22 protein-coding genes are annotated in these 23,938 nt (G+C 70.1%); 18 read left to right on the top strand and 4 right to left on the bottom strand.

Translation table 11 applies throughout. The annotated features are described in order from the left end of the window. Positions 1-60: 60 nt before the first annotated feature. Together G6N64_RS25455 and G6N64_RS25460 are read right to left on the bottom strand one after the other, a co-directional pair. Entirely contained in the window at positions 61-474 is a 414-nt protein-coding gene (locus tag G6N64_RS25455) for a cobalamin B12-binding domain-containing protein (protein ID WP_163800589.1), read from the bottom strand. Beyond that, the gene (locus G6N64_RS25460) at positions 474-2,051 is read right to left on the bottom strand and encodes a methylmalonyl-CoA mutase family protein (RefSeq protein ID WP_163800590.1); all 1,578 of its coding nucleotides are present in this window, start codon (positions 2,049-2,051) and stop codon (positions 474-476) included. The genes G6N64_RS25455 and G6N64_RS25460 overlap by 1 nt, the downstream gene beginning before the upstream one ends. 247 nt (positions 2,052-2,298) lie before the next feature. On the opposite strand from G6N64_RS25460, the gene G6N64_RS25465 reads away from it, so the two are divergent. From G6N64_RS25465 to G6N64_RS25475, 3 genes are read left to right on the top strand one after another with little or no spacing between them, the layout of a single operon-like run. Beyond that, positions 2,299-3,132 (top strand): SDR family oxidoreductase, encoded by an 834-nt coding sequence (locus G6N64_RS25465; protein ID WP_163800591.1) that lies wholly within the window; start codon positions 2,299-2,301, stop codon positions 3,130-3,132. After that, positions 3,129-4,628: a class I adenylate-forming enzyme family protein gene (locus G6N64_RS25470; RefSeq protein ID WP_163800592.1), complete on the top strand. Its 1,500-nt coding sequence runs from the start codon at positions 3,129-3,131 to the stop codon at positions 4,626-4,628. The genes G6N64_RS25465 and G6N64_RS25470 overlap by 4 nt, the downstream gene beginning before the upstream one ends. Further along, positions 4,625-4,927, top strand: a complete 303-nt coding sequence (locus G6N64_RS25475) for a hypothetical protein (protein WP_163800593.1) — start codon at positions 4,625-4,627, stop codon at positions 4,925-4,927. The genes G6N64_RS25470 and G6N64_RS25475 overlap by 4 nt, the downstream gene beginning before the upstream one ends. Before the next feature lie 10 nt (positions 4,928-4,937). On the opposite strand, the gene G6N64_RS25480 is transcribed toward G6N64_RS25475, so the two are convergent. After that, positions 4,938-5,717: a FadR/GntR family transcriptional regulator gene (locus G6N64_RS25480; RefSeq protein ID WP_163800594.1), complete on the bottom strand. Its 780-nt coding sequence runs from the start codon at positions 5,715-5,717 to the stop codon at positions 4,938-4,940. A 58-nt stretch (positions 5,718-5,775) separates the two neighbouring features. On the opposite strand from G6N64_RS25480, the gene G6N64_RS25485 reads away from it, so the two are divergent. From G6N64_RS25485 to G6N64_RS25530, 10 genes are all read left to right on the top strand, one after another. After that, a complete protein-coding gene (locus G6N64_RS25485) occupies positions 5,776-6,915 on the top strand; it encodes an acyl-CoA dehydrogenase family protein (RefSeq protein ID WP_174267001.1) in 1,140 nt (379 codons plus the stop codon). Further along, positions 6,912-7,850: an acyl-CoA dehydrogenase family protein gene (locus G6N64_RS25490; RefSeq protein ID WP_163800596.1), complete on the top strand. Its 939-nt coding sequence runs from the start codon at positions 6,912-6,914 to the stop codon at positions 7,848-7,850. Before G6N64_RS25485 ends, G6N64_RS25490 begins: the two co-directional genes overlap by 4 nt. Continuing rightward, positions 7,847-9,073 carry an acyl-CoA dehydrogenase family protein gene (locus G6N64_RS25495; protein WP_163800597.1) on the top strand — a complete coding sequence of 409 codons (1,227 nt, stop codon included), beginning with the start codon at positions 7,847-7,849 and terminating at the stop codon, positions 9,071-9,073. Before G6N64_RS25490 ends, G6N64_RS25495 begins: the two co-directional genes overlap by 4 nt. After that, positions 9,070-10,035: an acyl-CoA dehydrogenase family protein gene (locus tag G6N64_RS25500; protein WP_163800598.1), complete on the top strand. Its 966-nt coding sequence runs from the start codon at positions 9,070-9,072 to the stop codon at positions 10,033-10,035. The genes G6N64_RS25495 and G6N64_RS25500 overlap by 4 nt, the downstream gene beginning before the upstream one ends. A 105-nt stretch (positions 10,036-10,140) precedes the next feature. Continuing rightward, positions 10,141-10,947, top strand: a complete 807-nt coding sequence (locus G6N64_RS25505; RefSeq protein ID WP_163802117.1) for an oxygenase MpaB family protein — start codon at positions 10,141-10,143, stop codon at positions 10,945-10,947. 77 nt (positions 10,948-11,024) lie between these two features. Beyond that, positions 11,025-11,468, top strand: a complete 444-nt coding sequence (locus tag G6N64_RS25510) for a nuclear transport factor 2 family protein (protein WP_163800599.1) — start codon at positions 11,025-11,027, stop codon at positions 11,466-11,468. Positions 11,469-11,472: 4 nt separating this feature from the next. Continuing rightward, a complete protein-coding gene (locus G6N64_RS25515) occupies positions 11,473-12,663 on the top strand; it encodes a sulfotransferase family protein (protein ID WP_246230798.1) in 1,191 nt (396 codons plus the stop codon). Continuing rightward, the gene (locus G6N64_RS25520; protein ID WP_163800600.1) at positions 12,660-13,913 is read left to right on the top strand and encodes a hypothetical protein; all 1,254 of its coding nucleotides are present in this window, start codon (positions 12,660-12,662) and stop codon (positions 13,911-13,913) included. The genes G6N64_RS25515 and G6N64_RS25520 overlap by 4 nt, the downstream gene beginning before the upstream one ends. Position 13,914: 1 nt before the next feature. Next, positions 13,915-14,751, top strand: a complete 837-nt coding sequence (locus tag G6N64_RS25525) for an oxidoreductase (RefSeq protein ID WP_163800601.1) — start codon at positions 13,915-13,917, stop codon at positions 14,749-14,751. Next, the gene (locus G6N64_RS25530; RefSeq protein WP_163800602.1) at positions 14,748-15,569 is read left to right on the top strand and encodes a mycofactocin-coupled SDR family oxidoreductase; all 822 of its coding nucleotides are present in this window, start codon (positions 14,748-14,750) and stop codon (positions 15,567-15,569) included. The genes G6N64_RS25525 and G6N64_RS25530 overlap by 4 nt, the downstream gene beginning before the upstream one ends. Here G6N64_RS25530 and G6N64_RS25535 read toward each other — a convergent pair. Continuing rightward, positions 15,543-16,010: a MarR family winged helix-turn-helix transcriptional regulator gene (locus tag G6N64_RS25535; protein WP_163800603.1), complete on the bottom strand. Its 468-nt coding sequence runs from the start codon at positions 16,008-16,010 to the stop codon at positions 15,543-15,545. The two genes, G6N64_RS25530 and G6N64_RS25535, sit on opposite strands and share 27 nt — an antisense overlap. A gap of 72 nt (positions 16,011-16,082) precedes the next feature. Here G6N64_RS25535 and G6N64_RS25540 point away from each other — a divergent pair, with 72 nt between their 5' ends. From G6N64_RS25540 to G6N64_RS25560, 5 genes are all read left to right on the top strand, one after another. After that, the gene (locus G6N64_RS25540; RefSeq protein ID WP_174267002.1) at positions 16,083-17,339 is read left to right on the top strand and encodes a multidrug effflux MFS transporter; all 1,257 of its coding nucleotides are present in this window, start codon (positions 16,083-16,085) and stop codon (positions 17,337-17,339) included. 80 nt (positions 17,340-17,419) lie between these two features. Beyond that, positions 17,420-19,201, top strand: a complete 1,782-nt coding sequence (locus tag G6N64_RS25545) for a penicillin-binding transpeptidase domain-containing protein (RefSeq protein ID WP_163800605.1) — start codon at positions 17,420-17,422, stop codon at positions 19,199-19,201. A 49-nt stretch (positions 19,202-19,250) separates the two neighbouring features. After that, positions 19,251-21,617 carry a lysylphosphatidylglycerol synthase transmembrane domain-containing protein gene (locus tag G6N64_RS25550; protein WP_163800606.1) on the top strand — a complete coding sequence of 789 codons (2,367 nt, stop codon included), beginning with the start codon at positions 19,251-19,253 and terminating at the stop codon, positions 21,615-21,617. Between the two features lie 55 nt (positions 21,618-21,672). Beyond that, a complete protein-coding gene (locus G6N64_RS25555) occupies positions 21,673-22,119 on the top strand; it encodes an SRPBCC family protein (protein WP_163800607.1) in 447 nt (148 codons plus the stop codon). Then, positions 22,112-23,932 (top strand): sulfatase family protein, encoded by a 1,821-nt coding sequence (locus tag G6N64_RS25560; protein ID WP_163800608.1) that lies wholly within the window; start codon positions 22,112-22,114, stop codon positions 23,930-23,932. Before G6N64_RS25555 ends, G6N64_RS25560 begins: the two co-directional genes overlap by 8 nt. Positions 23,933-23,938 lie beyond the last annotated feature (6 nt).

Consider the following 23,938-nt stretch of genomic DNA (forward strand, 5'->3'; position numbering starts at 1 on the left):
GAGCGTGACGCCACTGCGACGATTCCGGTGAGATTCCGCAGTGGGCTCACAATCGGCCGGTCATCGTCGCGCCTTCTCCGTCAGTGCCCGGACGTCGCTCACCAGCGTGTCGAGCGGCGTGCCGGTCGGAAACACCGCTGCGGCACCGGCATCGAGCAGCTTCTGCACGTCGGAGCCCGGAATCGTGCCACCCACGACGACGGCGATGTCGCCCGCGTCGGCGGCCCGCAGGGCGTCGACGGTCCGTGCGGTCAACGCGACGTGCGCTCCCGACAGGATCGACAACCCGACCAGCGCGACGTCCTCCTGCAGTGCGATGGAGACGATGTCCTCGATCCGCTGCCGGATACCCGTGTAGATGACCTCGAAGCCGGCGTCGCGCAGCGTGCGCGCGACGATCTTCGCGCCACGGTCGTGTCCGTCGAGGCCTGGCTTGGCGACGAGTACGCGCGCCGGAGAGGCGGTGTCGCTCACTAGAACACCACCGGCTGCTGGAACTCGCCCCACACTGACTTCAACGTGGTGACCATCTCGCCGACGGTGCAGTACGCGTTGGCGCAGTCGATCAGTCGGTGCATCAGGTTGTCGTCGCCTTCCGCCGAACGGGCAAGCGCTGCAAGCGCATCCTTCACCTCGACGTCGTCGCGCTCGGCCTTCACCCGGGCCAGCCGCTTGAGCTGGAGGTCACGACCCTCGGCGTCGAGTTCGTAGGTGGCGAGGTCGGGCGCCGGCTCGTCGACGACGAACTTGTTGACGCCCACCACGGGCCGCTCGCCGGACTCGACCTCGCGGTGGATCTTGTAGGCCTCGTCGGCGATCAGGCCCTGCAGGTAGCCGTCCTCGATGCAGCGCACCATGCCGCCGTGCGCTTCGAGGTCGGCCATGATCTCGACGATCTTCTCCTCGGTGGCGTCGGTGAGCGCCTCCACGAAGTAGGACCCCCCGAGCGGATCTGCGACCTTGGCCACCCCCGTCTCGTAGGCGAGGATCTGCTGGGTGCGCAGTGCCAGCGTCGCCGACTCCTCGCTGGGGAGCGCGAACGGCTCGTCCCAGGCGGCGGTGAACATCGACTGCACGCCGCCGAGCACCGACGCCAGGGATTCGTAGGCGACGCGCACCAGGTTGTTCTGGGCCTGCGGCGCATACAGCGACGCCCCACCCGAGACGCAGCCGAACCGGAACATCGACGCCTTGTCACTGGTGGAGCCGTACCGCTCCCGCACGATCGTGGCCCAGCGGCGCCGTCCGGCCCGGTACTTGGCGATCTCCTCGAAGAAGTCGCCGTGGGTGTAGAAGAAGAACGAGATCTGCGGCGCGAACTTGTCGATGGTCATCCGGCCGCGCTCGACGACGGTGTCGCAATAGGTTACGCCGTCGGCCAGTGTGAACGCCATCTCCTGGATGGCGTTGGCGCCGGCATCGCGGAAGTGCGCTCCCGCCACCGAGATCGCATTGAACCGCGGGACCTCGGCAGCGCAGAACTCGATGGTGTCGGCGATGAGCCGCAGCGACGGCTCCGGCGGCCAGATCCAGGTCCCCCGGGACGCGTACTCCTTGAGGATGTCGTTCTGGATCGTGCCGGTGAGCTTCTCCCGCGGCACGCCCTTCTTCTCGGCGGCGGCCACGTAGAAGGCCAGCAGGATCGCGGCAGTGCCGTTGATGGTGAAACTGGTGCTGATCTGATCGAGCGGGATGCCGTCGAACAGGATCTCGGCGTCGGCGAGGGTATCGACGGCCACGCCGACCCGGCCGACCTCCTCGCCGTACTCGGCGTCGTCGGAGTCGTACCCGCACTGCGTGGGAAGGTCCAGGGCGACCGACAGCCCCGTGCCGCCCTGACCGAGCAGATAGCGATATCGCTGGTTCGACTCCTCGGCGGTCCCGAAGCCCGAATACTGGCGGAAGGTCCACGTCTTCCCGCGGTACCCGGACGCGAAGTTGCCGCGGGTGAAGGGGTATTCGCCGGGCGCCGGCGGCTCGCCCGAACGGTCGGAGGGACCGTAGACGGGCTGCAGTGGGAGACCCGACGGGGTCCGGACGGCGTCGTTCATCAGTCGATAACGTACTTGCTAAAAATGAGAATGCCAATACCGCACAGCGGAAACACCATGGATCGAGCGGTATCGGTCGTCGTCCGGGCCGGATCGGTCCGAGGTCTCGTATCCGCTAACCAGGACACCTGTGGGATGTGCGAGCATGACACTTGCCAAAAATGAGAATGCCACTGTCATTCGCGTATCATCGATGCCACCGAGGAGGGGTCATGACGGGGAACCGACGAGCGGGGTGTGAGCGCGCGTGACTGATCAGCACCCGCTGGCCGACCGGACCGTGGTGGTGTCGGGCGGCAGCCGTGGGATCGGCCTGGCCATCGGGCTCGGTGCGGCGCGACTCGGGGCCAACGTCGTCCTGCTCGCCAAGACGTCCGAGCCCCATCCGAAGCTGCCCGGGACCGTCCACACCGCCGTCGCCGAGGTCGAGGCCGCCGGCGGCAAGGGCCTCGCCGTCGTCGGCGACGTCCGCAACGAGGAGGACGTCGCACGTGCGGTCGATGCGGCGGTGGAACGCTTCGGCGGCGTCGACGTGGTCGTGAACAACGCCAGTGCCATCGCCACCGACTCGACCGAGAACCTGTCGGCGAAGAAGTTCGACCTGATGATGGACGTCAACGTCCGTGGCACCTTCCTCCTGACGAAGGCTGCGCTGCCCCACTTGCGGAGGTCGCCCCACGCCCACGTGCTGACGCTTGCGCCGCCGCTCAACCTCAGTGCCCACTGGCTGGGCGCACATCCGTCGTACACCCTGTCGAAGTACGGGATGACCCTGCTGTCGCTCGGCTGGGCGAGCGAGTACGCCACGAGCGACATCGGTTTCAGCTGCCTGTGGCCACAGACCTACATCGCGACGTCGGCGGTGACCAACCTTCGGGCGGGCGACGAACTCGTCGCGCGGTCGCGCAGCGTCGACGTCATGTCCGACGCCGCGGTCGCGATCCTCACCAGGACCGCCGCCGAGGTGAACGGCCAGTGCTTCGTCGACGCCGACGTCCTCGCCGCCGCCGGTGTGACCGACCTGTCCCCGTACGGCGGTGGCGACGACCCCATGTGGGATATCTTCCTGGACAAGTCATGAGTATCTCGCTGCTGCTGGAGATGGCATCCTCGTCCGATCCGGATCGGACGGCGGTGGTGGCCGACGACATCCGGCTCACCACAGAGCAATTGAGTACGTTGGCCGACGGTGGCGCGGGGATCATCACCGGATCCGGCGCCCAGCACGTGGCCTACGTCGGCACGGGCGGGGCCATGCTGCCGCTGCTGCTGTTCGCGTCCGCACGCGCCGCCGTCCCGGTCACCCCGCTGAACTACCGGTTGTCGGCCGATGGCCTGCGGGCCCTGCTCGACCGGCTGCCCGACCCCCTGGTGGTGGTCGACGACGAGTATCGCGACGCCGTCGGCGACGGCTATCGCGTGCTGGGTTCCACCGAGTTCCTCGACGGGGCGCGCACGGCCGAGCCCGTCGCCGAGTTCGCCGATCCCGACGCCGTCGGGGTGGTGCTGTTCACCTCGGGGACGACGAGCACTCCCAAGGCCGTCGAGCTGACGCACGCGAACCTCACCAGCTACATCACCGGCACCGTCGAGTTCGGCGCGGCCGATCCCGGTGACGCCGCGCTGATCTGCGTCCCGCCCTATCACATCGCCGGGGTCAGCGCCGCGCTGTCCAACCTGTACGCAGGCCGGAAGATGGTGTACCTCACCAACTTCGACGCTGGCGAATGGATCCGTCTGGTCGGCACCGAGAACGTCACCTCGGCCACCGTGGTACCCACCATGCTCGACCGCATCGTCACCATCCTGGACGCCGACAAGGTGGCGCTGCCGTCGCTGCGCACCCTTGCCTACGGCGGTTCCAAGGTCGCGCTCCCCCTGGTTCGCAGGGCGCTCTCGCTGCTGCCCGACGTCGGCTTCGTCAACGCCTACGGCCTGACCGAGACGAGTTCGACCATCGCCGTCCTGACCCCCGACGACCACCGCGCCGCCCTGTCGGCCGCCGACGACGCGGCAATCCGCCGGCTCGGATCCGTCGGCCAGCCCGTTCCCGGCATCGAGGTGCAGATTCGCGGTGAGGACGGCACCGTGCTCGGCGCCGGCGAGCCGGGCGAACTCTTCGTGCGCGGCGAGCAGGTGTCCGGCCGCTACACCGGGGTCGGCTCGGTGCTCGACGAGAACGGCTGGTTCCCCACCAGGGACGTCGCCCATCTCGACGCGGACGGCTACCTGTTCATCGGCGGCCGCTCGGACGACACCATCATCCGCGGCGGGGAGAACATCGCGCCGGCCGAGATCGAGGACGTCCTCGTCGAGCATCCGCACGTACGGGACTGCGCGGTGGTGGGCGCCGACGATCCCGAGTGGGGTCAGATCATCGTCGCCGTCGTCGTCCCGCAGCCGGGCGCCGATCCCGACGTCGACGACCTGCGGGCCCACGTCCGCGCCCAACTGCGTGGCAGCCGCACCCCCGACCGGGTGGTGTTCCGCGACGAGCTGCCCACCAATGCGACCGGCAAGGTGTTGCGCCGCGATCTGGTCGGTGAACTGAACGCGACGACGAAGGAGTCACTGTGATCAAGAACGGCAGCCGCTTGCAGAGCCAGGTCTGCGACACCCAGGTGATCGTGGTGCGCAGCGCCGACGGCCTCGACGACCTGCGGGCGGGGGGCGCGCCCATGATTCCGATCGGGGACGACGCCGACGCCGCTCTGTCGCTGGACGATTCGTTGGCCGGCGGCAACCTGATGGGCAAGCGCTACGTCGACGACGGCGGCGCCGAGGTGCTGGTGACCAAGGCGGGCAAGGGCACCCTCAGCATCGGCACGACGCCCCTGTCCATCAAGGAAGCCAAGCCGCTGCCCGCGAGCGACTGACTCGAGTCGATCAGGCGCGGACCCGCGCGGTCCTGGCGGGGCTGGCCGCGACGACGTCACCGGCGAAGCGTTCGAGCAGGACCGCCTGCGTCGCCGCGAGATGCCGCCGGACGAGGCGCTGCACCTCGTCGGCACGTCCTGCGGCGATCTCCTCGACCAACCTCCGGTGGGTGCGTACCGCGCCCCGAGCCTCCGCTGGTGACGGATACTCGCCGCGGCGGGTGACCAGGGCAGCCCACTGCTGCTCCTGCGCCGACCACAGTGCGACCAGACTCCGCACGACGTAGCGGATGGTGTCGTTGGGCGTGAATGCCACCAGCAGATCGTGGAACTCGCGCGCGGTACGGGTGAAGGCGACGCCGTCGGACACCGCCTCCGCCGACGCCTCGACGTTGGCCAGCAGCACCGGCACCACCGCCGTCATCCGATCCGGCCGACGCGCCACCTCCGCGGCCGACAGCGGTTCGAGCCGCAGCAGACCCTCGGCGAGATCCCCCAGGGTCACGCGGGCGCCCTGCAGCACCAGGCCCAGGTGGTAGGCGGCCGACGATTGGTCGGGACGGTGCACCTCGGCGCCACCGACGCTGCCCCGGCGCACCGTGACGAGGCCTTCGGTCTCCAGTATTCGCAACGCCTCCCGCACCGACGGGTAGCTGACCCCGAACTCCCTGACCAACTGGTCCTGGGTGGGCAGCCGATCGGCGTCGGATCCGCCGAGGATGCGCTCCCGCAACTCGGCCGCGACCGTCTCGGCGATCCGCTGCTGCGGGGTGTGCCCTGGAGGCGTCATGATCCAATGCTAGCAATCCTTATAAGGATTGCCCTACGATCGAGCCGTGGACTTCGAAATGACCGCTGCTGCGACGACGCTGCGCGGTGAGCTTCGCGACCTGGTGCGCGAGCACGTGCCGGACGACTTCCTGGGCGCCTTCACCTCGGACCCCGCCGATCTCGAGACGGCACAGGCGTTCTGCCGGCTGCTCGCCGAGCGGGAGCTGCTGTGCATGTCGTGGCCGCCGGAGTTCGGTGGACGCGGTTCGTCGGCATGGGAGCAGACGGTCGTCCGCGAGGAGATGTGGGCCCACCACGAACCACGCGGCGCGCAGTACATGGGCGTCAACTGGGTCGGCCCCACCCTGATGCGCCACGGCACCGCAGAGCAGCAGCGCACCCACCTGCCACCGATCGCACGCGGGGAGGTGATCTGGTGCCAGGGCTTCAGCGAGCCGGAGGCGGGTTCGGATCTCGCGTCGCTGCGCACCACCGCCACGCGGGACGGCGACGGCTGGCGGATCAACGGACAGAAGATCTGGACCTCCTACGCGACCATGGCGCAGTGGTGCTTCCTGCTGGCCCGCACCACCCGCGGGGAGAAGAAGCAGCAGGGGCTGACGATCTTCCTCGTCCCGATGTCCGATCCCGCGATCACGGTGCGCCCCATCGGATGCATGATGGGACCGCACCATCTCAACGAGGTGTTCTTCGACGACCTACGCGTGACGGAGGCCGACGTCCTCGGCACCGTCGACGACGGGTGGTCGATCGTGCAGAACGTGCTCGCCTTCGAACGCGTGGGGATCGCCCGCTACGCGCGCTGTGAACGCCTGCTGCACATGGCGCCCGGCGCGCTCGGCGACCGGTGGGACTCGCTGCCCGCCGAACTCCGCGGCCGATGGGCACGGATGCTGACCCACTGTCGCCGGGCCCGCCTCCTCGCCTACCGCGTCGTCTCACTGCAGGCGACCGGTCGGGTGACGCCGACCGACGCGGCGGCCTACCGGATCGCGGTGACCAAGCTCGATCAGGACAGCGCCGAGGTCCTGACGGAGATCGCCGCCGACCTGCCCGTCACGACGGCCGGTGTCGCGGAGGTGTTCCGACGCGAGGTCGAGGACCACTGGAAGTACTCACAGGCCTCCACCGTGTCCTCGGGCAGCATCGAGATGCAGCGGATTCTGCTTTCCCGAAACCTGTTGGCGGCACGATGAACGTCGACCTCAGCCCCGAAGCCATCGAGTTCGGCGTCGCGGCGCGGCGTGCCTTCGAGGCCGCCGGTGGCGACGACCTGCTCCAGCGTGCCGAAGTGGATCCCACTGCGCGCGAGGCGCTCGCCGGACCGGTGCTCGCCGACCTCGGGGCGTGGGACCTCGAACCGGCGCAGGACGCGGATTCCCTCGAGGCCGCCGCCGCCCTCTGTCGCAGCGCGGGCTACTGGGCGCTGCCCTACCCGGTCGCCGAACGGCTCGCCGTGCCGACGGGGCTCGACGCCGACGGTCTGCTGGTGGTGTCCTCGACGCGGCCGTCGGCGGCGATCGGCGGCCTCGAAGGTCGTTGGATCGCAGTCGCTTCCGACGGCACGCGGCATCGCGTGACCGGCGTGTCGGATCCCGGACCGGCGTTCGTCAGCACCCTCGACCTGGAGCCGCTGGACGCCGATGGCATCTCGGATCTGCCCCTGGCGCTGACGTTGCCGTGCTGGACGCTGCTGGGGATGCTGGACCGGGCCATCGACCTCACCATCGCCCATGTCCAGATGCGCCAGCAGTTCGGCCAGCCGCTCGCGCGGTTCCAGAGCGTCCAGTTCCAGTTGACCGACGCGGAGGTCGAGCGGGCGGGTCTGGACGTGCTCGCCAAGTACACGCTGTGGAGCGTCGGCACCGGCAGCCCCGACGCCCTGGACGACGCCCTCGCTCTGCGGATGGCCGCACTCGAGGCCGCCGAGATCGTGTTCCGCGTGACGCACCAACTGCACGGCGCCGTCGGGTTCTGCGACGAAACCACCCTGTCGTGGTTGTCGCGCTACAGCCAGCCGCCGCGGCGCCTACCGTTCGGCCTGTCGGCGACCCGCGACCAGTTGACCGCGCGCATCGACCGGCGTGGGCTGGCCGGCCTGTACACCCCGGAACGGGAGGCCGCGCGGTGAGCACCGATGAGCGCTCGCGCGAAGAGCAAGACACCGAGGACCTGGCGGAGTTCCGCGCCCACGTGCGGCAGTGGTGCGCGGAACACGTTCCCGCCGAGTGGCGTACGGCCCAGACCGGCGCGACGGACGAACGGTTCGTCGCCTTCCAGAAGGACTGGTTCGCCCAGTTGCACGCCGCGGATTTCGCGGTCCCGCACTGGCCGGCCGAGTGGGGCGGCGGGATGTCCGTCGGACGACAGATCGTGCTGTACCAGGAACTCGCCGCCCACGATGCGCCGCGGCTCGTGTTGGCGTTCGTGGGCATCCACCACGCGGCCTCGACGCTGCTGGTGGCGGGCACCGACGAGCAGCGCCGCAGGCACCTGCCTGCCATTCTCGACGGCGAGATCTGGGTGCAGGGCTTCTCCGAACCCGAGGCGGGATCCGACCTCGCGGCGCTGCGCACCACGGCCCGACGAGACGGCGACGCGTTCGTCGTCAACGGGCAGAAGCTCTGGGCCAGCGGCGGCATGCACGCCGACTGGTGCCTGCTGCTCGCTCGCACCGACCCGGATGCCCCGAAGCGCAAGGGCATCTCGTACTTTCTGCTGGACATGGCATCACCCGGTATCGACGTCCGGCCGATCCGCAACGCCGTGGGCGATTCGCACTTCTGCGAGGTCTTCTTCGACGACGTCGTCGTTCCCGAGGCCAACCTCATCGGCACCGAGAACGGCGGCTGGCAGGTGGCGCAGGCGACGCTGGGCGCCGAGCGCGGCATGACGATGCTGGAACTGGCGGAGCGGCTCGGCAACGCGGGCTTCCGGTGGCTCGTCGAGGAATGCGGCCGGACGCGTGCCGACGGAACCCGACCCCTCGACGACGCGGTGGTGTGCGACGGACTGGCCCGCCTCGAGATCGAGATCAGCGGTCTTCGCGGGTTGTGCCGCGACGTCGTCGAGGGACACGACGGCGGCGCGGTGGGGCCGGCGGACCCGTCGATCGTCAAACTGTTCTACAGCGAACTGCTGCAACGGATGACCGACTTCGGCGTCCAGATCGGCGGGCTCGACGCCCACGCCGTGCTGACCAAGCCCATGTCGAGCGGCTGGGAATCGGGCGCCTGGGTGCTCGACTTCATCGGCTCGTGGGAGTGGACGATTCCCGGCGGGGCCAGCGAGATCCAGCGGACGATCATCGCCGAACGCGGCCTCGGGCTGCCGCGGGATCCGGTGGCGACGTGACCGACTTCGGTGACCTCCACGACGAGTTGCGTGCGGTGGCACGCGACGTCCTCTCCCACGGCACGCCGGACTGGCGCCGGGTGGTCGACGCAGGGTGGACCGGCCTGGAGGCGCCCGAGGACCGGGGCGGCTCGGGCGCGTCCTTCGTCGAGACCGCCATCGTCCTCGAGGAACTGGGCCGCGCCGCCGCCGACACCCGCTACCTCGGGTCGACGCTGGCGATGGGCGTCCTGGCCCAGCTGTCCCCCACCGACTCACGTGACGACCTCCTCGAGCGGCTCGCGGCGGGTGAGACCGCCTCGGTCGCCACGGGTTTCATCGCGGACGGTGGCGTCGTCTCCGGCAGGGCGGAGTTCGTGCCCGATGCGGACGGCGCCGACCACCTGCTGCTGGTCGGCGGCGACGCCGTGATGATCGCGACGGGTGTCGACGTCGCGCCGCAGCCCGTCGTGGACGAGACCCGCCGGCTCGCCGCCGTCATCGCCGACGGGTCCCGGATAGCGCAGTCGTGGCCACTGCCGGACGGTGGTCGGGTCATCCTGCAGCGCGCCGCCGTGGCCGTGGCCTGCGACAGCCTCGGACTTGCGGAGGCCATGCTGGCGCGGACCGTCGACTACACCAGCGTGCGCCACCAGTTCGGCCGACCGATCGGATCCTTCCAGGCGGTCAAGCACGCCTGCGCGGACATGCTGGTTCAGATCGCCGTGGCCCGGCAGCTCGTGGCGGCGGCTGCCGCGGACCTGGCCACCGGGCGGGATGCGTCGACGTCCAGCGCGATGGCGAAGTCCTACGCGACGTCGATGGCGGTCGACGTCGTCGGCAAGGCCATGCAGTTGCACGGCGGAATCGGCTACACCTGGGAGAGCGGCGTGCACGTCTACCTCAAGCGCGCCACGCTCAATCGATCCCTCTACGGGTCACCGGCCGAGCACCGCAGGACGCTGGCGACGCGGTACGGCTGAGGCGCGACCGACGTCCCACCCGGCAACCGCGCGCGTACTGTCGAATACGTGACCCTGCCCGGTTTGACCAGTGTGCGCGAGGGGTTGAGCCAGCGGCTGTTCGGCATGGTCGCCGGCCCCGACGGCCCGGCCAACCGCGCCCGCATCCACGACACCCCCGGTCCCCGCTGGTTCGACGACGACCGCCCGATTCGGCGGGTGCACGGCGACGCCTCCATGTTCGTCGGCGGACTGCGCGCGCTGCTCCTGCAGTCGCTGCACCCGTTGGCGATGGCGGGCGTCGCGGGCCACTCCGACTACCGCGGCGATCCGTGGGGACGGCTGCAGCGCACGAGTACCTTCCTCGCCGTCACGACGTTCGGGCCCGCGTCGGACGCGCAGCGCGCCGTCGACAAGGTGCGCGGCATCCACCACCGGGTGCGCGGCATCGCCGCCGATGGACGTCCGTACGACGCGTCCGACCCCCACCTCCTGGAGTGGGTGCACATCGCGGAGATCGACAGCTTCCTGCTGGCCCACCAGCGGTACGGGGCCAACCCGCTCGATCAGCAGGGGCGCGACGGGTACGTGGCGGACACCTCCCGCGTCGCCGAGGCTCTCGGGGTGCCCGACCCGCCGCGCACCGAGCGGGAATTGCAGCAACGCATCGCCGACTACCGGCCCGAGTTGCACGGCACCGCCGCCGCCCGTGACGCCGCGAAGTTCCTGCTGCTGACGCCGCCGCTGCCCCTGCTCGCCAGGCCCCCCTACGGCGTACTGGCGGCGACCTCGGTGGCCATGCTGCCCGCCTGGGCCCGGGCACCGCTGCGACTGCCCTACCTTCCCCCCGTCGAAGCCACCGCCGTCCGCGTCGCAGGCAGAACGCTCGTCGGCGGCATCCGCTGGGTCCTCGACAGGAGCGACGCCGGCTGACCCGCGCGCACCGTTGACATCCGTCAGGTCGACTGGTTGTCTACGGCAAATGACGTCGACGTCGATGCGGGGGCAGCGTGACCGATCACGCCCGTGATATCGAGAACCTGGTGTACCGGTACGCCGACAGAATCGACGCGGGCGACCTCGACGGGGTGGCGGAACTGTTCGCGCACGGCCGGATCTGCGGCATGGAGGACGGTCCGCCGGAGACGGTGTTCGAGGGCACCACCCGCGTACGCCAGATGTACGAGATGGCGACCCGGCTGTACGACGACGGCACCCCGAAGACCAAGCACTTCACCAGCAACGTCCAGATCTACGTCGACGAGGGATTCGAGACGGCGCACGGCAGCGCCTACTACTGCGTCACACAGGCGACTCCGGACCTGCCGCTTCAGATCATCGTGACCGGCCACTACCGCGACACGTTCCACCGCATCGACGGCGCCTGGTGGTTCGACTCCCGCACCATGTACGTCGACCAGGTCGGCGACACCACCCGGCATCTGAAGTTCTGACCGCGTGCGCCATCCCTTCGACGCCCGGACGCTGATGAACGCCGCGCAGACGAAGGAGGGCCTAGAAGACTTCGGCACAACGGTTTTCGAGACGCCGCTGTCGGTGCTGACCGACGACTACACGGTCGCCGACCTCACCGACGTCGGCGGACACATCCTGCGCTCCGGTCTGGTCCACGGTCTGCGCATGCGACTGCGCGCCCAGGAGTGGTTCCGGCGTCACCCCGAGATCGCCGACGAGCGGATCGTGGCGCCCGTCGTGGTCGTCGGCATGATGCGCAGCGGCACCACACTGCTGCAGCGGTTGCTCGCGGCCGACCGTCGCTTCCACTGCGCGTACGGGTGGGAGGTCGTCGAGGTCGCCCCGAAGCTCGACCACCGGTGGTCCGGACTGGAGGATCCCCGCATCGCCATCAGCGAGAAGCGCGAGTCGACGACGCGGGAGATGGCCCCCGAACTGTTCGCCATACACCCCATGTACGCCAGGGAGCCCGAAGAGGAGATCGTCTTCCTGTCCGACGCATTCCTGTCCCACGTCCCCGAGTCGGGTGCGCACCTGCCGACCTACCGCGCGTGGCTCGACGAGCAGGACTTCACGCCGGCCTACGACCACCTGCACCGGATGCTCCAATTCCTGCAGTGGCAGAAGAAGCAAGTGTGTGGTACCGCACGGCGCTGGGTGCTCAAGTCTCCCGCGCACCTCGGCTACCTCGACACCCTGCGCACACGGTTCCCCGACCTGCACGTCGTGCACATGCACCGCGATCCCCGCGAGACCATCCCGTCCGGCGCGGGTCTGAACGCGACCCTGCACGCCATGCACTCCGACCACGTCGACCGCGACCGCGTCGGCGCGCAGTGGCTCGGGCGCATGGCCTGGACCAACGACCGCGCGATGGCAGCGCGCGACGCCTGGTCCGACGAGGCCCGGCGATGCACCGACGTCGATTTCGCCGACGCCGTCGCCGATCCGATCGGTCAGGTGCGCCGCGTCTACGACGCGATCGGCGTACCCCTGACCGCCGAGGCCGAGGCCGCGATGCGGCGGTGGCTCGAGGAGCGGCCACGCGAACCCGCGAGAGCGCCGTACACCGCATCGGACTTCGGCCTCACCGACGGCATGATCGACGACCGCTTCACCGCCTACGACGCCCGATTCCGCACCGCTGCACACTCTTCGAGGAGACGACGATGAATCCGCACGACGATCACCCGGTCGCGACGGCGTCACAGCACGAGCAGGAGATCGCGGCGCTCGAACTGATCGAGCACCCGACGGTCACGGCCGCCTACCGCAGCGTCGCCGAGACCTGGCTGGGCCGGGCGAAGGCGTCGGACCAGATGCGGTCGTGCTTCGACGCGGCGTTCGCCGAGGTCATGTTCTCGGCGGCCGTCTGGTCGTCCAATCAGGACGAGCTGCGGCCCAAGGTCAGCTGCATCACCCGCCTGGGCCACCCCCTGGACGGCCGTCGCATCCCCGGATCACGCTGGGGCATAGACAATCCCGACAGCGTCTACCGCGTGATCCCCATCTCCGGCGACGAGCGCTACGAGATCCACGGCAGCGTCGGCGAGCACCGGATGACCGAGAACTACTTCACCCTCTGGGACGCGAACATGGGTACCGTCGCGGTCCTCGACGGACGGACGATGGAGGTCGACTCCGACGGCGGCTTCACCGTCACCGTGGACTCCGACCCCGCAGGCGATCGACCGAACCACGTCCAGTCGACGCCGGAGGCGCGCGAGTTCTACATCCGCGACGTCCTCCTCGACTGGGGCCGCGACGACCCCAACCACCTGTCGGTTCGTCGACTGGGTGGCGCACCGACTCGACCGGCACGCACCGTCGACGAGCAGGCCGACGCCACCGCCGACATGATGGCGTACTTCGCGAACTTCACCGGCAAGCTCAGCCACGGCGTGTACAAGATGGCGCCCAACCAGTTCGACCTCGCGTGGTCGGCGGACACGGTGGGCGCGATGCGCAACCAGGTCTACGTGATGGGACGATTCGACCTCGCTCCGGGAGAGGCGTTCGTCGTCGACGTCCACGACGGTGGCGCCGAGTACTTCACGGTCCCGCTGAGCAACGTCTGGGGCACGACGCTCGACGTCGTCGACCGCACCGGCAGCCTCAACAAGGCACAGTCGGTCGCCGGCGAGGACGGCGGGTACACCTACGTCATCTCCCCCACCGACCCCGGCGTCGCCAACTGGATCGACTCCGACGGGATGACCGAGGGGATCCTGACGCTGCGGATGGCCGAGTTCGGCCCGGAAGGTCCGACCGAGGACCTGGGTGCCCGCGGACGAGTGGTCCGACTCGACGACCTCGAGCGCGACGTGCCCGGCCTGCGCCGGGTGTCGCCGTCCGAACGGCAGACCGAACTGGCCGACCGTCGCGCGGCCTATCTGCGCCGCCTACCCGAGTGGACGGCCTGACATGGCCCGCTGGTTGATCACCGGATGCTCCACCGGAATCGGTCGCGAGATCGCGCGCGCCGCACTGGACGCCGGTCACTCCGTGGTGGTGACGGCACGACGGACCGAGTCGGTGTCGGACTTCGCCGACGACTTCGGCGACCGCGCCGTCGTCGTCGCGCTCGACGTCACGGACTCCGGCCAGATCGCCGCGGCGGTCCGCGCCGCCGAGGACGCGTTCGGCGGCATCGACGTGCTGGTGAACAACGCCGGCAACGGATACCTGTCGGCGATCGAGGAGGGCGAGGACCATCTCGTCCGGAAGCTGTTCGACACCAACTACTTCGGGGTCGTCGACACGATCAAAGCCGTGCTGCCCGGCATGCGCGCCCAAAGGTCCGGGCACATCGTGAACATCTCGTCGATGACGGGTCTGGTGGCCAATCCGCCCAACGCCTACTACTCGTCGACGAAGTTCGCGCTCGAGGCGCTCACCGAAGCGCTGGCCCAGGAGGTCGAGCCGCTGGGCATCAAGGTCACCGCCATCGAGCCGGGCGCCTTCCGCACGGACTGGGCCGCCCGGTCCATGTGGGAGTCGTCGACCCCGATCTCCGCCTACGACGAGAACGTCGGTGCCCGCAAGACGTTGATCAAGGAGTTCGCCAACCACCTGCCCGGCGATCCACGCAAGGTGGCCGAGGCCGTGCTGATGGTGACCACGCTCGACGAACCGCCGCTGCGCCTGCTGCTCGGCCGCGACGTCCTGAAGGCGGTGCGCGACAAGCTCGCCGCGTTCTCCGCCTCGATCGACGAGTGGGAGTCCGTCACGAAGGACGTCGACTTCCCGAGGCCGTCGTGACGGCGGGCACTCTCGACGGCAAGGTCGCCTTCGTCACCGGTGCCGCCCGCGGCATGGGTCGGGCGCACGCGGTGCGACTGGCCGGCGAGGGCGCCGACGTCATCGCCCTCGACGTCTGCGCGGAGTTCGACTCCACCGACTACCACGGGGCGACCGCCGACGACCTGGCGACCACCGTGGAACTCGTCGAACGCCTGGGTCGGCGGATCCTGGCCCGGCAGGCGGACGTTCGCGACGTCGACGCCGTCGACTCGGTCGTCGCCGACGGACTCGCCGAATTCGGCCGCCTCGACGTCGTCATCGCCAACGCGGGCATCATTCGCGTCACCGACGCCGACGACCGACGGAGTACGTTCCGCGAGATCGTCGACGTCAACCTCGTCGGCGTGTGGAACACCGTGGACGCCTGCATCCCCGCGCTGGTCGACGGCGGACGCGGCGGATCGATCGTGCTGACGAGTTCCACCCAGGGGATCAAGGCGTCCGGCACCGACCGTCCGGGCCTGCAGGCGTACGCGGCGTCCAAGCGCGCGCTCGTGGCGCTCATGCAGGGCTGGGCCATGCAGTTGGCGCCACATTCCATCCGGGTCAACACCATTCACCCCAGCGGAGTGGCCACCGACATGATCCTCAACGAGGCGACCATGGCGCTGGCCGCGGCCAACGACCCGTGGCTCGGGACCCAGCAGAACGCGTTGCCCATCGCCCTGGTGGCACCCGAGGAGATCGCGGCGGCGGTGGCGTGGCTGGTGTCGGACTCGGGGCGGTTCATCACCGGGACGTCGTGGCCGCTAGACGCCGGTTTCACGCTGCGCTGAGCGCGCGAGCCCGGTCTCGAGCCGGGTCAGGAGGCGCAGGGCCGACCCGAGGTCGTCGTCGTCGGCACCCGCCGAGGACAGCAGCCGTGACCAACTCGCGCGCAGCCGTGCGAGATTGCGCGCCGCCCGGTCGGTGGGGACGAGTCGGGCCTGCCTGCCGTCGGCCGCGTCGGCGACCCGGTCGATCATGCCCTTGGCCTCGAGGTCGCGCAGCGCACGACTGAGATTGCTCCGATGCAGGCCGGTGGCCGCCGCGACGGTGCTGGGCGAGGCACCGGGATGGCGATCGACGAAGCGCATCACGTTGATCTCCGTCGCGGTGAGGTCGACGACCCCGGGGTCGGCGTGCGCGTCCGCGCTGATGGTGCGGGCGAGCGCCAGGACGACGTCGGCCAGGTCTGCGTACCTGCCGTCGATGTGATCATCGTCGCTCGCGCTCATCTGGTGCATCCTAGCAAAATGGTTGTAGTCTAATAAATATCCTTTGATAACTACTCGAGGAGTTCCGTGCCCGTGGACACCCCGCTCGACGCCCACCCCGCACCCACGCGGACCGGGCCGAACGCCACCCAGGCGATCACGCCGGCCCTGCTGGTCACGCTGGCCCTGCTGTCGGCGGTCGCACCCTTCGCGACGGACCTCTACCTCCCCGCCTTCCCGGCCATGGTCGCCGACCTCGACACGTCCGCGACCGCCGTGCAGCTGACGCTCACCGCCTTCCTGCTCGGCCTGGCCGTCGGACAGCTGCTGTTCGGCCCGCTGTCCGACCGCTACGGCCGGGTCCGACCCATGCTCGCCGGCGCGGCGGTGTGCGTACTCGCCAGTGCCGCAACCGTGTTCGCGCCGAACGTGGAGGTGCTGATCGGCGCCCGCTTCGCGCAGGGCGTCGCAGGCGCCGCGGGCATGGTGATCGGCCGCGCGATCATCGCCGACCTCGCCACCGGCAAGGCCGCGGCGCGGGCATTCAGCCTGATGATGATCGTCGGCGGTGTCGCGCCGGTGATCGCACCGCTGGCCGGCGGCTTCCTGGTCGGGCCGATCGGGTGGCGCGGCGCGCTCGCGGTCATCCTCGTCCTGTCCACCCTGATGCTGCTCGCCGTGCTCCTCGTCGTCCGCGAGACCCACACCGAACACCGCCGCGCGGCATTGCGCGAGTCACGGTCCACGCTGGGATCCCCGCTGCGCGACCTCCTCGGCAGGGCGTATCTGGGTCACGCACTCGCGTTCTGCGGCGCCTTCGCGACGATGATGGCCTACATCTCGGCCTCACCGTTCATCTACCAGACCATGATGGGTCTCAGCGCCGGTCAGTACGGGGCGATGTTCGGTGTGAATGCGCTTGCGCTGCTGGCGATGAGCGCACTGTCGGCGCGACTGGCGTCGCGGGTCGAGGTGCGCAGGGTGGCGGCGGTCGGCGTCGCGTCGATCTCCATCGCCACGGTCGTGCTGCTGGCACTGTCGCTGTCGGGCGTCCCCGCCGGATGGCTGGCCCTCCCGCTGCTCGTGATCGTCGGCAGCATGGGCCTGGTCTTCGGCAACGTCACCGCCTTGGCGCTCGGCGCGGCGCCGCGAGCCGCCGGGACCGCCTCGGCCGTGCTGGGCGCCCTCCAGTTCGGCGTCGCCGCAGCGGTCTCACCGCTGGTGAGCATCGCCGGCGAGCACACCGCCGTCCCCGCCGCGATCGTCATGCTGTGCACCAGCACGCTGGCAGTCGCCGCCTACCTGGTCGCGGGCAGGCCGGGACGGTCCGTCCCCGAAGCGACCCGCTGACACCGACCGGCTCCTGACCCCCGACACCCGGGTCGCGCCACCCGGGTGAGAGGCGTCGGCGTCGTTACCCTCGGGAGGACATGACTCGACGCTGCCTCTCGACCCTGCTGCTGTGTGCCCTCCTCCTTGGTTCGGCGGGGTGCTCGCTCTTCGGCGGCAAGGGTCCGCAGGACGCGTTCGCCGCATTCGCCGACGCGGTGCAGCGCAAGGACGCGGGAGCCGCCGCGGCCGACACCAGCGACCCGAACGCGGCGGCACCGGTGATCACGTGGATGTTCGACGGGATGGGCAAGAACGCGACCCTCACCGTCCAGTCCGCCGAGGCGGGAGACGACGAGAACCGCGCCACCCTCACCTACACGTGGACGTTCGGACCGGACAAGAGCCTGCGGTACGACGTGAACGCCACCGCCACGCAGCAGGGCGACGACTGGCGGGTGCAGTGGACACCGACGGTGCTGCACCCCGACCTGGCGCCCGGCAAGACGTTCCAGTACAGCGACGACAAGAACTACCTGACCCCGGTCACCGATCGCGACGGCCAACCGCTCATGTCGTGGCAGACGGTCGGCGTCGTCACCCTCACCCGGGCAAACCTCGCGTCGGCGGCTCAACTGGCACCGCTGCTGCAGCAGTTCGCCCCCACCATCACCGACGCCACCATCGCCGAGCAGTTCGCGGGCACCCAGGACGACGCGGTCACCGTCGTCCGGCTGCGCAAGACCGACCTCGACGTCGTGCGGGACCAGTTGGCGCAGATCCCCGGGGTCACCGTCGCGGAGCAGGGTGCGTTGCTGACCGACAACCGGGACCTGTCATCACCGGCCATCGCCGGTCTGCAGGAGATCTGGCAGCAGAGGATCGACGCGGCCGCCGGGTGGTCGGTGATGCTCGTCGACGAGGAGGGCCGACCCACCGACCAACTCGCCTCGACGCCGCCCAGGGACACGCCACCCGTCCGGACCACCCTCGACCTCCGAATGCAACTCCTCGCGCAGCAGGCCGTCGCCACCGAACCCCGCCCGGCGGTCATCGTCGCGATCTCCCCCGGCACCGGCGGCATCCTCGTCGCCGCGCAGAACGCGGCGGCGAACGCGCAGGGCCCCATCGCCTTCTCCGGTTCCTACCCGCCGGGCTCGACGTTCAAGACCATCACCACCGCGGCCGCCCTCGAGGCGGGCATCGCCACACCCGACAGCCCGCAGGCCTGCCCCGGCCGCGTCACCGTCGAGAACCGGACCATCCCCAACGACGACGAGTTCGACCTCGGCACGGTGCCGTTGACGACCGCCTTCGCGAAGTCGTGCAACACCACCATGGCCGTGCTCTCCGACGAACTACCCGCCGACGCCCTGCCGAAGATGGCGAAGCTCTTCGGCATCGGCGTCGACTACGTCGTCCCCGGCCTCACCACCATCACCGGCACCGTGCCGAACGCCGACACCCCTGCCCAGAAGGTCGAGAACGGCATCGGCCAGGGCACCGTGACCGTCAGCCCGTTCGGGCTCGCCGTGGCCGAGGCCAGTCTCGGCCACGGCTCCACGATCACACCGACCCTGGTCGTCGACGAGAAGACCACCGCGGACACCCAGTCCCAGCCGATCCCGCCCACCGTCGTCGACAGCCTGCGGGCGATGATGACCCAGACCGTCGCCGACGGCACCGCCACCGCATTGCGCGACGTGCCGGGCCTGGGCGGCAAGACCGGCACCGCCGAGTTCGGCGACAACACCAGCTCACACGGCTGGTTTGCCGGCATCGTCGGGGACATCGCGTTCGCGACCCTGGTCGTGGGCGGCGACACGTCCACGCCCGCCGTCACGATCACCGGCGACTTCCTACGGCCCGCCGTTGCCGGCTGAGCGGCGTTTCGCGCGGCTGCGCGGCGCCGGGCCGGGGAAGCTGGGGGCCATGCGCGTCGACGGCCGGGACATCATCGTCTCCGGCAGCCTGCTGCAACCGCTGCACCGACGCACCAACGACATCCTGCGGCTGACGTTCGCGTTGGTCTTCCTCGTCGTCATCGTGACCAGTTCGCTCGTCACCCGCCGGGACTGGGTGGCATTGGAACGATCGATCTCCGACATCGTCGGCGTCCTCACGCCCACCCAGTCCAACCTGGTCTACCTCGTCTACGGCATCGCCATCATGGCGTTGCCGTTCGTCATCCTCATCGGGCTGATCGTCACGCGGCAGTACAAGCTGCTCGGCGCCTACGCGGCGGCGGGGCTGATCGCGATCCTCGCGCTGTCGATCACCGCCAACGGCATCGCCGCACCGCGCTGGCACTTCGACCTGTCCGACCGGCTGAACACGACCCTGTCGCAGTTCCTCGACGACCCGCGCTGGATCGCGATGCTGGCCGCCGTCCTCACGGTGTCGGGGCCATGGGTGCCCGCCCGCTGGCGCCGCTGGTGGTGGACGCTGCTGCTCGCGTTCGTGCCCATCCACCTCGTCGTCAGCGCCGTCGTACCGGCACGGACACTGCTCGGGCTGTCCGTCGGATGGTTCGTCGGCGCGCTGACGGTGCTGATCGTCGGAACACCCGCGCTGGAGGTGCCACTCGTCGGAGCCGTCCGCGCGCTGGGCCGCCGCGCGTGCACCGTGTCCGCGCTACGGGTCGTGCGACCCGCGGGGCCAGGACCGCTGGTGCTGTCCGCCGACTGCATGGACGGCGATTCGTCCGCGGTCGTCGAACTGTACGGGCCGAATCAGCGCAGCGGCGGGGCACTCCGGCAGCTGTGGCGGTTCCTGACGCTGCGCAACGACGAGACGGCACCCCTGCAGACGTCGATGCGCCGTGCCGTCGAACACCGGGCACTGATGGCGATCGCCGTCGACGACCTCGGGCTGTCCAACACCAGGACGCTCGCGGTGGCCGCACTCGACCGGGGCTGGACGCTGTACGCGCACAGCGAGGCCCGTGGCGAGGTGCTGAGCCGGGCCGCCCCCGTCGCGGCCGCGTGGACGTCGCTGCGGGGACTGCACGAGCACCAGATCTCCCACGGCGATCTGCGTGCCGTCGCGATCACGGTCTCCGACGACACGGCGCTGTTCGGCGGATTCGGCAACGCCGAGTACGGCGCGTCGGACACCCAACTCCAGTCCGACGTCGCGCAGTTGCTCGTCACCTCGACCGCGCTGTGGGGCGCCGAACCCACGGTCACCTCGGCCATCGAGACGTTCGGCCGCGACGCCGTGCTCGACGCATCCGCCCGGCTGTCGAAATCGGCCATGCCGCAACGCCTCCGGCAGTCCGTGCCGGACGTCAAGACAGTCATGTCGAGTGCCCGCGACGAGGTGAAGGGACAGACCGGGGCCGATCGCATCCGGGCCGAGACCATCACCAGGTTCAGCCGCAGCCAGCTTATCCAGATGGTGCTGCTCGTCGCCCTGGTCTACGTCGCCTACCCGTTCATCAGCACCGTGCCCGCGTTCTTCTCCGAACTGAGCACCGCGAACTGGTGGTGGGCACTGCTGGGCCTCGCGGTGTCCGCGCTGACGTACGTGGGCGCGGCGGCGGCACTGTGGGCGTGTGCATCCGAGAAGGTGAACTTCCGGAACCTGACGATCATGCAGGTGGCCAACACGTTCGCCGCGACCACCACCCCCGCGGGCGTCGGCGGACTCGCGCTCAGCACCCGCTTCCTGCAGAAGTCCGGACTCGGTGCGCTGCGGGCCACCGCCGCCGTCGCCCTGCAGCAGTCGGTCCAGGTCATCACGCACCTGACGCTGCTCGTCTTCTTCACCGCCGTCGCGGGCGCGTCGGCCAACCTGTCGCACTTCGTGCCGTCCACGACGGTGCTGTACCTGATCGGCGGCGCCGCACTCGGCATCGTCGGCACCTTCCTCTTCCTCCCCACCGCCCGCCGGTGGCTGGCCACCGCCGTCCGGCCTCGGCTCAGCGAGGTCGCCCACGACCTCGTCGAGCTGGCGAGTGAACCCAAGCGATTGGCGTTGATCGTCCTCGGCTGTGGCGCAACGACTCTCGGTGCCGCACTGGCCCTGTGGGCGAGCATCGAGGCGTTCGGAGGCGACACGTCGTTCGTCACGGTCACCGTCGTCACGATGATCGGCGGAACGCTGGCGTCGGCGGCTCCCACCCCCGGTGGCGTCGGCGCCGTCGAGGCGGCACTCATCGGCGGCCTCGCCGCCTTCGGCGTTCCCGCGGCGATCGCCGTGCCGTCGGTCCTGCTGTACCGCGTGCTCACCTGCTGGCTGCCGGTGTTCATCGGGTGGCCCGTCATGCGCTGGCTGACCAAGAACGACATGATCTGACCCCGTCCACGGGCAATCCGCGCCGGGCGACAGCCGGTGGTGCTTGGATGACTGCGTGGCCGAGATCAGTCGTCGCCGAACCATCGCCGCGTCGCAGCAGGACGTCTGGGACGTCCTCGCCGACTTCGGTGCGCTGGCCACCTGGGTGGACGACGCCGACCACTCGTCGATCCTCCGCCACGGTGCCGACGGGCTCCTCGGGACGTCCCGGCGCGTCCAGATGGGCCGAAACGCGTTGGTGGAGACCATCACCGTCGCCGACGCGCCACACACCATCGGCTACGACATCGTCGGACTGCCCAGCCTCGCCGGCCGGCTGAACAACCGCTGGACGCTGCGACCGTCGACCGGGGCCACCGAGGTGACGCTGACGTCCACCGTCTCTCCCGTCGGCGGTCCGCTCGGCCGGATCGTGGCCGCCGCCGTCAGCCGGGTGATGGCGCGCAAGTCCGACGCGATGCTCGACGGCCTAGCGCGCCGACTGGAGGACAATCATGGCTGACTTCCACGACGCCCCGGACGTGGTCATCATCATGACCGACGAGGAGAGGGCGACGCCGCCCTACGAGTCCGCCGACGTGCTGGCCTGGCGAGAACGCGCACTGCCGGGGAGACGCTGGTTCGACGAGCACGGCGTCCGCTTCGACCGGCACTACACGGGGTCGCTGGCGTGCGTGCCGAGCCGCCCCACGATCTTCACCGGTCACTACCCCGACCTGCACGGCGTCACCCAGACCGACGGCATCGGCAAGCGCTTCGACGACTCCCGGCTGCGGTGGCTGCGCCGCGGCGAGGTGCCGACGCTGGGCAACTGGTTCCGCGCCGCCGGATACGACACGCACTACGACGGGAAGTGGCACGTCTCGCACGCCGACCTCACCGACCCCGAGACCGGCGGATCCCTGGCGACCAACGACGACGACGGCGTCGTCGATGCCGCGGCCGTTCAGCGCTACCTCGACGCGGACCCGCTGGCGGACTTCGGCTTCGCCGGCTGGGTCGGTCCCGAGCCGCACGGTGCGCTGTTGTCCAACAGCGGGTTTCGACGCGATCCACTGATCGCCGACCGAGTGGTCGCGTGGCTCTCCGATCGCTACGAGCGCCGCCGCACGGGCGACGAGGACGCCCGGCGCCCGTTCCTGTTGGTCGCCAGCTTCGTCAACCCGCACGACATCGTGCTGTTCCCTGCGTGGCTGCGGCGCAACCCGTTGCCGCCGTCGGCCGCCGAACCGCCGCACGTTCCGCCCGCACCCACCGCCGACGAGGACCTCGCGGGCAAGCCCGCCGCGCAGATCGCGTTCCGCGAGGCGTACTACACCGGCTACGGCGCCGGCCCCATGGTCGAACGGGCCTACACCCGCAACGCCCAGCGCTACCGCGATCTGTACTACCGGCTGCACGCCGAGGTCGACGACCCCATCGACCGGGTGCGTCGCGCCGTGACCGAGGGCGGTTCCGAGCGGGCCGTCCTCGTCCGCACCGCCGATCACGGTGACCTGCTCGGCGCCCACGGCGGACTGCACCAGAAGTGGTTCAACTTGTACGACGAGGCCACCCGGGTCCCGTTCGTGATCGCCAGGATTGGCGACGGCGCGACGACGGCCCGGCGGGTCACCGCACCCACCTCGCACGTCGACCTGGTGCCGACCCTGCTTGGCGCCGCCGGGGTGGACGTCGACGCGGTGGCCGCGGGCCTCGCCGCGTCCTTCACCGAGGTCCACCGACTACCCGGCCGCGACCTCATGCCCGTCGTCGACGGCGCATCGGCCGACGAGGACCGCGCCGTGTACCTGATGACGCGCGACAACGTGCTCGAAGGAGACACCGGCGCCTCGGCCGGGGCACGTCAGCTGGGATTGGAGAAGAGTCCGCCGGCGCCGCTGCGGATCCAGGTCCCCGCCTACGTGGCGGCGAACTTCGAGGGACTCGTGGTGCGGGTGGACGACGCCGACGCCCCCGGCGGGGCGGGCCACCTCTGGAAGCTGGTCCGCACGTTCGACGACCCGTCGACGTGGACCGAACCCGGAGTCCGCCACCTGGAGGCCAACGGCCTGGCGGGCGAGGCATACCGGACCGAGCCGCTCGACGACCAGTGGGAGCTGTACGACCTCACCGACGACGCCGTCGAGGCGCAGAACCGCTGGACCGACCCCGACCTGTTCGAGGTGCGCCGTCATCTGCGCACCCGGTTGAAGCAGTCCCGCGCCGAGTCCGTGCCCGAGCGCAACCGGCCGTGGCCGTACGTCGACCGCAGGCCGGCCGTACCCGAGTCGCTGGTCCGCGAGGTCGTCGGAAGGATCCGGCGCCGCATCTGATCCGTC

The organism is Mycolicibacterium sediminis (genome assembly GCF_010731735.1).
GTDB lineage: Bacteria > Actinomycetota > Actinomycetes > Mycobacteriales > Mycobacteriaceae > Mycobacterium > Mycobacterium sediminis.

Bases quoted from the DNA above. Each gene is read 5' to 3' on its own strand.
- G6N64_RS25550 (WP_163800606.1), top strand. From the start codon at position 19,251: ATGCGCGTCGACGGCCGGGACATCATCGTCTCCGGCAGCCTGCTGCAA.
- G6N64_RS25545 (WP_163800605.1), top strand. From the start codon at position 17,420: ATGACTCGACGCTGCCTCTCGACCCTGCTGCTGTGTGCCCTCCTCCTT.
- G6N64_RS25535 (WP_163800603.1), bottom strand. From the start codon at position 16,010: ATGAGCGCGAGCGACGATGATCACATCGACGGCAGGTACGCAGACCTG.
- G6N64_RS25525 (WP_163800601.1), top strand. From the start codon at position 13,915: ATGGCCCGCTGGTTGATCACCGGATGCTCCACCGGAATCGGTCGCGAG.
- G6N64_RS25480 (WP_163800594.1), bottom strand. From the start codon at position 5,717: ATGACGCCTCCAGGGCACACCCCGCAGCAGCGGATCGCCGAGACGGTC.
- G6N64_RS25470 (WP_163800592.1), top strand. From the start codon at position 3,129: ATGAGTATCTCGCTGCTGCTGGAGATGGCATCCTCGTCCGATCCGGAT.
- G6N64_RS25560 (WP_163800608.1), top strand. From the start codon at position 22,112: ATGGCTGACTTCCACGACGCCCCGGACGTGGTCATCATCATGACCGAC.
- G6N64_RS25485 (WP_174267001.1), top strand. From the start codon at position 5,776: ATGACCGCTGCTGCGACGACGCTGCGCGGTGAGCTTCGCGACCTGGTG.
- G6N64_RS25520 (WP_163800600.1), top strand. From the start codon at position 12,660: ATGAATCCGCACGACGATCACCCGGTCGCGACGGCGTCACAGCACGAG.
- G6N64_RS25490 (WP_163800596.1), top strand. From the start codon at position 6,912: ATGAACGTCGACCTCAGCCCCGAAGCCATCGAGTTCGGCGTCGCGGCG.
- G6N64_RS25460 (WP_163800590.1), bottom strand. From the start codon at position 2,051: ATGAACGACGCCGTCCGGACCCCGTCGGGTCTCCCACTGCAGCCCGTC.
- G6N64_RS25505 (WP_163802117.1), top strand. From the start codon at position 10,141: ATGGTCGCCGGCCCCGACGGCCCGGCCAACCGCGCCCGCATCCACGAC.